Raw genomic sequence first — 11,007 nt, 5'->3', positions numbered from 1 at the left:
CTGAACCACCTGGTCCCGCTGCCGGTGGTGATGCCACTGCTCGGCGCGGCGTTGACCCTGATGCTGGCCGGTCGCCCCCGCGCGCAGCGGTGGGTCAGCCTCACCGTGCTCACCGCCACCGTCGCGGTCGCCGCCACCCTGCTGGTCCGGGCCGGTACGGACGGGCCGATCGTGGTGGAGGTCGGCGGCTGGGTCGCGCCGCTGGGCATCGTGCTGGTCGCCGACCAGTTGGCCGCGCTGATGCTGGTGGTCTCCGCCTCGGTCACCCTCTGCGTGCTGGTGTACTCCATCGGGCAGGGCATGGCCGACGGCCACGAGGAGACGCCGCTGTCGGTCTACCACCCGACGTACCTGGTGCTCACCGCCGGGGTGTGCAACGCGTTCCTCTCCGGTGACCTGTTCAACCTCTACGTGGGCTTCGAGATCCTGCTGGTCGCCAGCTACGTGCTGCTGACCCTGGGCAGCACCGAGACCCGGATCCGGGCCGGCACCACGTACGTCGTGGTCAGCCTGCTGTCGTCGCTGATCTTCCTGGTCGCGATCGGGCTGGTCTACTCGGCGGCCGGCACCCTCAACCTGGCCCAACTGGTTGGCCGGCTGGACGAGTTGCCGGACGACCTGCGGCTGGTCCTGCAGGGCATGCTGCTGCTCGCGTTCGGCATCAAGGCCGCCGTCTTCCCGCTGTCGGCCTGGCTGCCGGACAGCTACCCCACCGCGCCCGCCCCGGTCACCGCGGTCTTCGCCGGCCTGCTCACCAAGGTCGGCGTGTACGCGATCATCCGTACCGAGACGTTGCTGTTCCCCGGCGGGCGCACCGCGACCCTGCTGCTCTGGGTGGCCGGGCTGACCATGGTGGTGGGCATCCTCGGCGCGGTCGCCCAGTCCGACATCAAACGGCTGCTGTCGTTCACCCTGATCAGCCACATCGGGTACATGCTCTTCGGGGTCGGGTTGACCACCTCGCTCGGGCTGGCCGCCGCGATCTTCTACGTGGTGCACCACATCACCATCCAGACCACCCTGTTCCTCGCCGCCGGTCTGGTGGAACGCCGGGGCGGCAGCACCGCCCTGGACCGGCTCGGCGGCCTGGCCAGAATGTCGCCACTACTGGCGGTGCTGTTCTTCGTGCCGGCGTTGAACCTCGCCGGCATCCCACCGTTCTCCGGTTTCCTCGGCAAGCTCGGCCTGGTGCAGGCCGGCGTCGCCGACGGCGGCCCGCTGGCCTGGGCGCTGGTCGCCGGTGGGCTGCTCACCAGCCTGCTCACCCTCTACGCCATCGCCCGGGTGTGGAACCTGGCGTTCTGGCGGGCCCCGCACCCGGACATGCCGGCCGCCGGGGACACCGTCAAGGCCGCTCGGACCGACGGCGCGGAGCAGCCGCACGACGCGCCGCCCGCCGAGCACCGGGGGGCCATGCTGCCCAAGCTGATGATCGGGTCGACAGTCGCCCTGGTGGTGTTCGGCCTGGCGCTGACCGTGGTCGCCGGGCCGCTGTTCGAGATCAGCTCCGACGCCGCAGACAACCTGTTGCGCCGCACCCCGTACGTGGAAGCCGTCTACCCGGAGGGCACGCCGTGAGCGCCGGGCCCGTGACGCCGCCGAACCCGGCCGGGCCGTCGAGCGACCCGCGGGCGGACGTGCCGACGGACCCGACCGAGCCGGCGAACGCGCAGCCGAACCTGGTCGAGTCGGCCGACCCGGCCGAGCCGACGAACCCGGCCGAGCCGCCGTTGACCCGACGGGCCCGGCGACGCAACCTGGTGAGCGCCGTGGTCGGTCTGGTCACCGTCTGGGTGCTGCTGTGGGGCACCCTGTCCTGGGCGAACGTGATCAGCGGCCTGGTGGTGGTGGGCGTGCTGCTGACGGTCTTCCCGCTGCCGCCGGTGACGTTCGCCGGGCGGCTCCACCCGTGGGGGCTGCTCCGGTTCGCGGCGCGCTTCCTCGTCGATCTGGTGGTCGCCAGCGCGCAGATCGCCTGGCTGGCGGTGCGGCCCGGGGACCCCCCGAAGGGCGCGATCATCGCGGTGCCGCTGCGGATCGGCAGCGACCTGAACCTCACTCTCACCGCCGAGGCGCTGACCCTGGTGCCGGGCAGCCTGATCCTGGAGGCCGACCGGAGCACCGGCACCCTCTACGTCCACGTGCTCGGCGTCCGCACCCTCGACGAGGTCGAGCGGTTCCGGCGCGGCGTCCTGGCGTTGGAGGAACGGATCATCGCCGCCATCGGCTCGCCCGACGAGCAGCGTCGGCTCGCCGCCGCAGTCCGTACCGGCGCCCGGCCGGCAGACCTGGAAGGAGCATCGAGATGACCGTGGTCGCGGTGGTCGTCACCGTCCTGCTCGCCGTGGCCGGCGGGCTCACCCTGGCCCGGGTCATCCGCGGGCCGTCCATCCTGGACCGTGCCGTCGCCGTCGACGTGCTGCTGGCCATCGTCGTCGCGGCCATCGCCACCGAGACCGCGTACAGCCGGGACGCCACCGCGCTGCCCGTGCTGGTGGTGCTGGCCATCCTCGGCTTCGTCGGCTCGGTGAGCGTCGCCCGGTTCGCCACCCGGAAAGATCCGAAATGAGCACGTACGCCGTCCTCGACGCCGTCGCCGCGGTGTGCCTGATCGCCGGCGCGCTGCTCAGCCTGGCCGCCGGGGTGGCGCTGGTGCGTTTTCCGGACCTGCTCTCCCGGATGCACGCCGCCGCCAAACCCCAGGTCCTCGGGCTGCTGCTGGTGCTGGTCGGCTGCGCGCTGCGGCTGCGGACCGGGGTGGACATCACCACCCTGGTGCTGGTCGGGGCGTTCCAGCTCGCCAGCGCCCCGGTCGCCGCGCACATGGTCGGGCGGGCGGCGTACCCGCACGACGAGATCCGCGCCGACCTGCTGCTCACCGACGAACTCGCCGCGCACATCGACCGGGTCAGCGGCGCCCGGAGCGGCTGAGAGCCGCCCAGTCCGCGCCGCCGTCCCACCGGCTCGCGCCGCCGTCCCGCCGGTCCTGCGCCGCCGTCCCGTGGCGGGGGACGCTCCGGCGGCGGCAGCAGGGTCCGGCGGCGGCGGGACGGGCCGGCGCGGTCAGCGCACCCCGGCCACGACGGCGTCGGCGCCGCCCCGCCAGAGCAGGCCGGTCTCGGTGAAACCGGCCGCCCGCAGCGCGTCCAGGTGCCAGGTGGCCGGGGGTAGCCAGTCGTCGCTGTGCCCGGTCGGGTAGATCTGCCCGCGCTTCTCGGCCAGCGGCGCGAGGACCGGGTCGGCGGCGACGTGCTGCCACCAGGCCGACCAGGACAGCACCGCCCCGGCGGCGTACCGGGCCGACCGGTGGGCGTCCGCCCGCGCGACGAGCCGGTCGGTCAGGGTGGGCAGGCCGGCGTCGGGCATGTGGTCGGCGTTGGCGAACAGGCCGCCGGGGCGGAGCAGGCCGCGCAGCTCGGTGTAGAGGGCCGCGAGTCGTGGCTCGGCGATCCAGTGCAGGGCGGTGGCGGTGAGCACCGCGTCGTACTCCCGGTGGGGGAGGGCGGCCGTCCAGTCGGGGGTGTTCAGGTCGGCGGTGACGACGGTGGCCCGGTCACCCAGCGAGGTCTCCGCGATGGCCAGCAGGACCGGGTCCAGGTCGACCAGGGTGATCTCGGCGCGCGGGAAACGGGCCAGCGCGCGCAGGCTGATCGACCCGGTGCCGCCGGCCAGGTCGAGCAGGCGGGGGGTGTCGTGGTCGACGACGGCGGCGACCGCGTCGAGCATGACGCCGATGCGGTGCTCGCGGTCCGGCAGGTACGCCTCCTGCTGCCGGTCCCAGCTCTCCTGCCAGGCCCGCGCGTCCAGCTCGTAAGGACTCATGACCTAGAAGCTAGTTACGGCTCCGGTCACTGTCCAGCCCTTGTCGCAAGCTTTAAGCAATTGCATATGATTGGCAACAAGGTTGTCAGGCACCTCTCAGGTTCCGCTGTTAGCTTGCCCGTGCGACCTGGGCTCCACTCAGGAGAGTCCGGATCCGTTGCTGGGCAACGGTTGTGGCGTGCCGGCCACGACCGGGGCCCGACGTCCGTGTCCGACTCCGGCCGCCCGGCCGGAAGCCGAAGGAGAACGCATGCCCGTCACCGCCGACCTCAGCAAGCTCGTCGACAAGGCCCACCAGGACAAGACGCTCGCCGAGCTGGTCGACGCCCCGGTGGCCGCGCTGGCCGGGGTCAGCGACGGCGACGCCAAGCTGCTCAAGGACGCCTTCGGCATCGTCACCGTCGGCGACCTCGGCCGGAACCCGTACTTCCGGACCGCCAGCGCGCTGGTCGCGTTGACCGGCGAGAAGTAACAGCCGAACCGGAAGCGCAGCGCCGGCGGTGGTGGAGTCCGTCCTCCGCCACCGTCCGGCGCCCCGGGTGGCTACTCCGGCTGTTGCGGGTGCTGGCACAGCAGCAGACTCACCGTGCTGTCCTCACAGGCCATCCAGCTGTAGTCGCTGACCAGCGGGCTCTCGGCCGCGCCGGTCGAGTTGACCGCCTGGAGGTCCAGGATGTGCGCCATTCTCATCACCTCCTTCCGGGTGGCGAGCATTTCCGGGCGTGGGTTCCGCCGACCTCAGCCCTGGTCCCCGGCGCCCTGGCCACCCACCGCGCACCAGTCGCTCACCGGGCACAGCAGGATGCTCAGGTTGCTCGGGCAGTGGGTGCTCATGAGGCTGAGCAAGGCGTCCGGGCTGCCGACGTCGCCCGGGTCGAGGTGCTGGAAGTCCAGTACGTGCATGTCGTGGCTCCTTCGGGGCCCGGTCGGTCAGCAGCAGACCAGCAGGCTCGGGGTGCTGGGGCAGTCCGGGCAGGTCACCAGGCTCAGGTTGCTGTTCAGCCCCTCCGACTGTTCCTCGGGGGCCAGCGTCTGAAGGTCCAGGACGTGTGGCACGGTCGATCACCTCCTTCCGGTTCCGGTCGACGCGCTGTCGGCCCGCCGGTGCGGGCCGGACGGGTCAGCGGAGCCCGACGAACGAGAAGAGGTCGTCGTCGGCGCCCCGGGCGTCCAGCGCGAGCAGCACGCCCGCCGAGCCGGTCGCCAGATCCATCGACAGCCGCAGGAGCTGGTCGCCGGGGAAGGCCACCTCGTTCCGGTACGGCATCATGTGCCAGGCGAGTCGGCGCAGGTGCTGGTGGATCCGGCTGCCCGGCTCGGCGGCCTCGCCGACCGGCCCGTCGGTGACCGCCGCCAGGAGCGTGACCAGACCGGCCCGTCCGTTGAACAGGCCGCTGCCGATGACGAACTCCGACCCGGCCGCCCGGCTGATCTGCCTGAGCGCGTCGGCGAGCTCCTCGTCGGCGCGGTGCCGGAGGTAGCGGTGGATCACCATTCCCACGCCCGCGCTGCCGCTGGCCAGGTACGGCAGCGTCCGCCAGCCCTCGCTCATCTGCAACCCGCCGTCGGCCGTCGGCACGCAGGCGGCCAGGTCCCGCCGCAGCAGGGTGGCCGCGTGGTCCAGGTGGCCGGGGTCACCTGTCGACTCGAAGAGGCGGACGAAGAACAGCGCGTGCCCGGACGGGCCGCGTAACAGCCCCTGGTGGCGACGGCTCGGGCCGGACGTCGACGCCGGTCGCGCCTGGAGATGGTCGGCGAGCCGGTCGCCGATCGACAGCGCCCGCTCCCGCAGCCCGTTCTCGCCGAGGGTGGTGGCCAGCCGGAGCAGGCTGACCCCGATGCCGGCCAGCCCGTCGAGGAGGTCGAGACCGATCGAGTCGGCCGACGTGTCGAGGACCCGGTCCAGGACGTACGCGGCGTCGTCCGGCCGGCCCAGTTCGGCCAGGACGCAGGCGACGCCGTGCAGCCCGTCGAAGAGTCCGACCGGTCGGCGGCCGTCCACCGTGTCGCGGTCCTGCCGGACGGCGTCGACCAGCCACGACTCGTAGTCGGGGAAGCGCCCGCATCCGGTGTGCGCCAGCGCGGCGAGCACCCCGGCCGCACCGTACGCGATGCCGAGGCCGCCGTGGGTGAACTGGTCGATGTCGCCGGGGAACAGCCGGTCCGCGCGGAGCGGGGTGGCGCTGGCCAGGATCGCGTCGCGCGCCGAACGGCGTACCGCCGGCCAGTCGCCGGCGCCGGAGTCGACGGCGGCGGTGAGGGCGGCGACCCGGTCGTTGGCCGCGCCGCCCGGCCGGCGGTCCCGGAGCGTGCCGGCCACCCGGTCGACGAAGTCCGGCGGCACCGGGAAGGTCTGGGCGATCGAGGCCAGCAGCATCGGCAGTTTGGCCGGGGCCAGCGGCAGCAGGATGGTCAACGGGAGGAACATGAACACCCGCAGGCAGGCCATCGCGTACAGGTCCGCCTCCACCCCGACCCGGCCGTCGGGCGGCAGGTAGCCGGGCGCGCCGAGGTTCAGTGGTCTCTCCTCGCTGGCGTGCGAGGCCATCTCCAGGTCGATGAAGCGGACCGTCCCGTCGTCGGTCAGGACGATGTTGTGCGGGTGCAGGTCCCCGAAGACGTAACCGTGGTCGTGCAGCCGGCGCAACTGCTGCTCGACCAGGTCGAGGGTGGTCAGCGCCCACTCGGTGTACGCGGCGATGTCCGCCTGGGTGGCGTCGGCCCGGACCAGCGGGTTCCGCAGCACCATGGCCCGGCCGAGGGTCTCGCCGAAGAGGTGTTCCTCGGCCAGGAAGTGGTGTTCCCAGCAGACGAAGTCACCGAGCAGCCGGGGCACCACCCCGGTGTCGGCCAGCTTCAGCAGGAAGTCCCGTTCGTGTCGCAGCCGTCGTACGGCATCCTGCCCGAAGCTGTCGGTGCCGGCGTACGGCCGGGCTTCCTTCAGCACCACGGACGCCCCGCTGGCGAGGTCGGTGGCGGAGTAGACCCCGCCGCCGTTGGAGAAGTGCAGTGGACGTTCGATCCGGTAGGGCATCTCGTGTGGGGTGTCCGGGCTCGTCCGCGCCGCGATCGCCCGCGCGACGAAGTCCGGCGCCTCGACCCATTCGGGCACCTGGAAGCTGGGCTGGCGGTGGTCGGGGACGAGCCGGCCGGTGGGGTCGGCGATGGCCAGGACCAGGGCGCCGTCCTCGGTCCGGCAGCGCCGTTCGGCGAAGCCGCCGTAGCGCAGGTAGAGCGGTCCGTCGTTCCACCGCACGTCGCTGAGGATGTACGGACCCGGTCGGCCGGCCAGCAGGAGATCCAGGTCGAGCAGGAGCTCGTGCAGCTCGGCGGTGTCCCGCGGGTAGATGGTGATGAATTTTCCGCTGCTCGACCGGTCGGCGTACTTCGAGTTGCTCAGGAGCAGCGTGGTCGGGTCGGCGAGGTGTTTGAACGGGACGTTCCGTTCGACGCAGTGCCGCCAGACGATTTCGAGCGTGCCGACAGCGTCGCTCTGGATGGTCGAGACGTGGATCTTCCAGCCCTGCGGGGGCAGGTCGGGTCGCGCCGGGGAGACCATCGTCCAGGGCCCTCTGGCCTGCGTGGACCAGCCGTCGGGCAGCGGCGGTCCGGCGGCGAAGCCGGGGGTCGCGGCCCGGCTGGCCGGCCGGTCGTAGAAGGTCGGGTCGGTCAGGCAGTAGTTGCGGTAACGGAGATCCATCGCCGGCAGCCCCTTGTCCCGCCGGCGTGCGCTGGTCCCGTGCATGGGACTCCAGTCGCCCGACCGCGCGCTTGCCTCACGAAGGGTATTCGGGTTGCCACCCTCGGTCAATCGACCGAAGTGGATTTAGAACGAGCCGTCCAGTGGTACCACGGCCGTGCGTCTTCCACTGTGTACGGTGCATGTCCATGACCGCCCGGGGGCCACAGCCGGTCGCCGCCAGCGGTGGCCGTCGGCCGCCGGGCCGGTCGGACATCTGACGCTCAGCCGAAAAAGGAACAACATGTACGACGCGATAGTGGTCGGGGCCCGTTGCGCGGGCGCCGCGACCGCGCTGCTGCTCGCCCGACAGGGGCACCGGGTGCTCCTGGTGGACCGGTCGTCGTTTCCCAGCGACGTCATCTCCACGCACTTCCTGTGGCCGCACGGGATGTCCTACCTGAACCGGTGGGGACTGCTGGACCAGGTCACCGCCGTGACCCCGACGCACACCACCGTCCGGCTCGTCAACGACGGCATCGAACTGGGCGGCTCGGTGCCGGCCGAGCTGCTGCGGGAACACTTCCGGGACCTGCACGGCGACGACTCGGGGGTGGTCACCAGCTACGCCTCGGTCCGGCGTCGGGTGCTGGACCAGATCCTCGTCGAGGCCGCCGCGAAGGCCGGCGCCGAGGTGCGGACCAACTTCACCGTACGGGAACTGCTCACCGAGGACGGCCGGGTGGTGGGCGTCCGGGGCCGGGACGCCGACGGGCGGACCGTCGAGGACCGGGCCCGGATCGTGGTCGGCGCGGACGGCCGCAACTCGTTCGTCGCCCGTGCCCTCAAGCTGCCGAAGTACGACGAGCGGCCCCGGTGCACGTTCGCGTACTGGAGCTACTGGTCCGGTTTCGACCTCGGCCCCGGCCAGATCCACCGGCGGGGCCGGCTGGCCGCCGCGGTGGTGCCCACCAACTTCGAGCAGAACATGGTGCTGGTCTGGGGGCCGAGCGAGTGGTCCCGGGAGTTCCGGGCCGACGTGCCGGGCAACTTCGCCAGGGCGCTCGACTTCGTCAGCCCGGAGCTGGGCGCGGTGGTCCGCGAGCAGGGCGTCCGGGAGGAACGGATCTACGGCACGCTCGACCAGTCGGCTTTCCTCCGGCCGCTGCACGGGCCGGGCTGGGTGCTCGTCGGGGACGCCGAGTCGGCGAAGGACCAGTGCACCGCGATCGGCATGACGCACGCCTTCCGGGACGCCGAGCTGGCCGCCGCCGCCCTGGGCCGCTGGCTGTCCGGCGGGGCGTCGGTCGAGGAGGCGATGACCGGGTACGAGGGCCGGCGGCGCAGCCAGAACGCCGCCGCCTACTACGACTACGTGTGCACGCTGGCCGAGATGCGCCCGTACCGGCACGACGAGCTGCAACTGTTCGTGGCGCTGCGCGGCGACCAGCAGGAGACCGACCGGTTCATCGCCACCCACGCCGACGTCGCCCCGGTGTCGGAGTTCTTCCAGGCGTCCAACCTGTTCCTGCTCAACGACGCCGCGAAGGAGTCCTCCGCCGACCACGCGGTGTTCGACGACTTCGCCGCCACGTCGCGCGCGTACCAGCAGAACCTGTTCGCCTGATGCCGTACCCGGGAGCTGACACCATGACCACCACCACCGACCTGCACCAGCGCGAGGACGGCGAGCTGATCGAGGTCATCCTGCACGCCGCCCACCACGGTGACGTGGCCACCATGGCCCGGACGGCGGACGAGGTCTCCGAGATGACCCGCAACTGGGCCACCCACGTCCCGTGGGACGACTTCGCCACCCTCGACCCGACCGGGGCGGACGGCGAGCTCGCCCAGGTCATCGCCGACCTCACCGAGATGTGGGAGCCGGCCCACCTGCGCAACCCCGTCGACCCGGACGAGGAGTACGCGCTGGACAAGAACGCCTACGACTTCTACCGACCCGCCGGGCGCAACCTGCTCGCCCGTACCGAGGACTTCTACGGCTGGGTGCAGGCCCGCCGTCGGACGGAGACCTGGCAGTACTCCCGGGTGCTGGAGGCCGCCCCGGACAGCGTCGCCCAGATCACCAACGACCTGGGCAGGCGGACCCGGGGCATCAACTTCAACTCGCAGGACTACCTGTCGTTCAACACCCACCCGGCGATCCGGGAGGCGGCGGCGCGGGCCATGCACGACTACGGCCCGCACAGCGCCGGCTCGCCGATGGTGCTGGGCAACACCCGGATCTCCGACGAGCTGGAGGCGGCCCTCGGCGACCTGGTCGGGCTGGACCACGTGACGCTGTTCCCGACGGGTTGGGCGGCCGGCTTCGGCGCGGTCGTCGGGCTGGTCCGTCAGTCCGACCACGTCCTGATCGACCGGCTGGCGCACTCCTGCCTCCAGCAGGGCGCGCGGGCGGCCACCCGCAACGTGGTCCGCTACGAGCACCTCAACGTCGAGGCGGTCCGACGGCGCCTGGTGGAGATCCGTGCGCACGACACCCGCAACGGCATCCTGGTCGTCACCGACGGTCTCTTCTCGGTGGACGCGGACTGGCCGGACCTGGTCACCCTCCAGCGGGTCTGCCGCGAGTACGACGCCACCCTGCTGGTCGACGTGGCGCACGACCTCGGGTCGATGGGGCCGGGCGGCACGGGCGTGCTGGGCATGCAGAATCTGCTCGGCGAGGTGGACATCGTGATGGGCGCCTTCTCGAAGACGTTCTGCTCCAACGGCGGTTTCGTGGCGTCCAACTCCCCGGCGCTGAAGCAGTACGTCAAGATGTTCGGCGGCAGCCACTTCTTTTCGAACGCCCTGTCGCCGGTGCAGACCGCGGTGGTCCGCGAGGCCACCAGGATCATCCGGTCGGCCGAGGGGGACGTGCTGCGGGCCCGGCTGTTCACCGCCATTGACGCCCTGCGCGACGAGCTGACCGGCCGGGGGCTGACCTGCATGGGTGAGCCGTCGCCGATCGTGCCGCTGCTGATCGGCAACGAGAAGCTCGCCCGCACGGCCAACCGGCTGCTGTTCGACCGGGGCGTGCTCGCGTTCATGGTGGAGTTCCCGGTGACGCCGACCGGGTCGTCCCGGTTCCGGCTCCAGGTGCAGGCCGGGCACCGGCCCGAGGAGGCCCGCGAGGCCGCCCGGATCATCGAGGGCGCGATCGCCGACTCGCGGGCGTACCTGTCCAGCGCGTTCGGCAGCTCGGCCCGGTAGGGAGGCAGCGGCAGGCAGCCCGGCGGGGGCGCCCCGCGTCCCTCGGGCGACGGGCGCGTCCCCGCGCCGTTCGGGTGACCGGTGTCGACGTATCGAGGGCTTGCGATGATCGGCTTCCTGCGGTTCGCTGGGAAAGCGCTGTCAGAGCCGGTGGCGCTGGCCCGTCCCCAGCGGACGGGCGTCCGGGCCCGGACCAGGACCCGTGTCGGCAGCCGACGGGCAGCGGTCGCCGAGCCACGCGGGCTCCCCGTATCAGCCAGGAGAGCAACATGCCGCAAAGCCGGCGCCGA

At 72.2% G+C, this 11,007-nt stretch carries 12 protein-coding genes; 7 read left to right on the top strand and 5 right to left on the bottom strand.

Features of this window, described 5'->3' with window-relative positions; all coding sequences use genetic code 11:
- Genes O7606_RS16135 through mnhG form a run of 4 tightly spaced genes read left to right on the top strand, consistent with a single transcriptional unit; the run spans position 1 to position 2,931 of the window.
- Positions 1-1,578, top strand: coding sequence for a Na+/H+ antiporter subunit D (locus O7606_RS16135; protein WP_281599704.1), 1,578 nt, complete (start codon positions 1-3; stop codon positions 1,576-1,578).
- Positions 1,575-2,309 carry a Na+/H+ antiporter subunit E gene (locus tag O7606_RS16130; protein WP_281594853.1) on the top strand — a complete coding sequence of 245 codons (735 nt, stop codon included), beginning with the start codon at positions 1,575-1,577 and terminating at the stop codon, positions 2,307-2,309. Before O7606_RS16135 ends, O7606_RS16130 begins: the two co-directional genes overlap by 4 nt.
- Positions 2,306-2,569, top strand: a complete 264-nt coding sequence (locus O7606_RS16125) for a monovalent cation/H+ antiporter complex subunit F (protein ID WP_281594852.1) — start codon at positions 2,306-2,308, stop codon at positions 2,567-2,569. The genes O7606_RS16130 and O7606_RS16125 overlap by 4 nt, the downstream gene beginning before the upstream one ends.
- Positions 2,566-2,931 (top strand): monovalent cation/H(+) antiporter subunit G, encoded by a 366-nt coding sequence (gene mnhG, locus O7606_RS16120; protein WP_281594851.1) that lies wholly within the window; start codon positions 2,566-2,568, stop codon positions 2,929-2,931. The genes O7606_RS16125 and mnhG overlap by 4 nt, the downstream gene beginning before the upstream one ends.
- 132 nt (positions 2,932-3,063) lie before the next feature.
- On the opposite strand, the gene O7606_RS16115 is transcribed toward mnhG, so the two are convergent.
- The gene (locus tag O7606_RS16115) at positions 3,064-3,822 is read right to left on the bottom strand and encodes a class I SAM-dependent methyltransferase (RefSeq protein ID WP_281594850.1); all 759 of its coding nucleotides are present in this window, start codon (positions 3,820-3,822) and stop codon (positions 3,064-3,066) included.
- Between the two features lie 250 nt (positions 3,823-4,072).
- On the opposite strand from O7606_RS16115, the gene O7606_RS16110 reads away from it, so the two are divergent.
- Positions 4,073-4,294 (top strand): hypothetical protein, encoded by a 222-nt coding sequence (locus O7606_RS16110; protein WP_281594849.1) that lies wholly within the window; start codon positions 4,073-4,075, stop codon positions 4,292-4,294.
- Positions 4,295-4,365: 71 nt separating this feature from the next.
- On the opposite strand, the gene O7606_RS16105 is transcribed toward O7606_RS16110, so the two are convergent.
- The 4 genes from O7606_RS16105 to lanKC all read right to left on the bottom strand — a co-directional run bounded on the left by O7606_RS16105 (position 4,366) and on the right by lanKC (position 7,522).
- Positions 4,366-4,512 (bottom strand): class III lanthipeptide, encoded by a 147-nt coding sequence (locus O7606_RS16105; protein WP_281594848.1) that lies wholly within the window; start codon positions 4,510-4,512, stop codon positions 4,366-4,368.
- A 48-nt stretch (positions 4,513-4,560) separates the two neighbouring features.
- A complete protein-coding gene (locus O7606_RS16100) occupies positions 4,561-4,725 on the bottom strand; it encodes a hypothetical protein (protein ID WP_281594847.1) in 165 nt (54 codons plus the stop codon).
- A gap of 27 nt (positions 4,726-4,752) precedes the next feature.
- Positions 4,753-4,878: a SapB/AmfS family lanthipeptide gene (locus tag O7606_RS16095; RefSeq protein ID WP_281594846.1), complete on the bottom strand. Its 126-nt coding sequence runs from the start codon at positions 4,876-4,878 to the stop codon at positions 4,753-4,755.
- A 64-nt stretch (positions 4,879-4,942) separates the two neighbouring features.
- Positions 4,943-7,522 (bottom strand): class III lanthionine synthetase LanKC, encoded by a 2,580-nt coding sequence (gene lanKC / locus O7606_RS16090; RefSeq protein ID WP_281594845.1) that lies wholly within the window; start codon positions 7,520-7,522, stop codon positions 4,943-4,945.
- 283 nt (positions 7,523-7,805) lie between these two features.
- Between lanKC and O7606_RS16085 the strand changes: the two genes are divergently transcribed.
- Together O7606_RS16085 and O7606_RS16080 are read left to right on the top strand one after the other, a co-directional pair.
- Positions 7,806-9,128 (top strand): NAD(P)/FAD-dependent oxidoreductase, encoded by a 1,323-nt coding sequence (locus O7606_RS16085; RefSeq protein WP_281594844.1) that lies wholly within the window; start codon positions 7,806-7,808, stop codon positions 9,126-9,128.
- Between the two features lie 23 nt (positions 9,129-9,151).
- Positions 9,152-10,717 carry an aminotransferase class I/II-fold pyridoxal phosphate-dependent enzyme gene (locus tag O7606_RS16080; RefSeq protein WP_281594843.1) on the top strand — a complete coding sequence of 522 codons (1,566 nt, stop codon included), beginning with the start codon at positions 9,152-9,154 and terminating at the stop codon, positions 10,715-10,717.
- Positions 10,718-11,007 lie beyond the last annotated feature (290 nt).

This window comes from Micromonospora sp. WMMD882, from assembly GCF_027497255.1.
GTDB lineage: Bacteria > Actinomycetota > Actinomycetes > Mycobacteriales > Micromonosporaceae > Micromonospora.
Note: the sequence above shows the minus strand (reverse complement) of the source record. Positions and strands in the feature narration are given on the sequence as shown.

What these genes read in the sequence shown, in the direction of transcription:
- O7606_RS16125 (WP_281594852.1), top strand. Translation starts at nt 2,306, where the DNA reads ATGACCGTGGTCGCGGTGGTCGTCACCGTCCTGCTCGCCGTGGCCGGC.
- mnhG (WP_281594851.1), top strand. Translation starts at nt 2,566, where the DNA reads ATGAGCACGTACGCCGTCCTCGACGCCGTCGCCGCGGTGTGCCTGATC.
- O7606_RS16115 (WP_281594850.1), bottom strand. Translation starts at nt 3,822, where the DNA reads ATGAGTCCTTACGAGCTGGACGCGCGGGCCTGGCAGGAGAGCTGGGAC.
- O7606_RS16110 (WP_281594849.1), top strand. Translation starts at nt 4,073, where the DNA reads ATGCCCGTCACCGCCGACCTCAGCAAGCTCGTCGACAAGGCCCACCAG.
- O7606_RS16105 (WP_281594848.1), bottom strand. Translation starts at nt 4,512, where the DNA reads ATGAGAATGGCGCACATCCTGGACCTCCAGGCGGTCAACTCGACCGGC.
- O7606_RS16100 (WP_281594847.1), bottom strand. Translation starts at nt 4,725, where the DNA reads ATGCACGTACTGGACTTCCAGCACCTCGACCCGGGCGACGTCGGCAGC.
- lanKC (WP_281594845.1), bottom strand. Translation starts at nt 7,522, where the DNA reads ATGGATCTCCGTTACCGCAACTACTGCCTGACCGACCCGACCTTCTAC.
- O7606_RS16085 (WP_281594844.1), top strand. Translation starts at nt 7,806, where the DNA reads ATGTACGACGCGATAGTGGTCGGGGCCCGTTGCGCGGGCGCCGCGACC.
- O7606_RS16080 (WP_281594843.1), top strand. Translation starts at nt 9,152, where the DNA reads ATGACCACCACCACCGACCTGCACCAGCGCGAGGACGGCGAGCTGATC.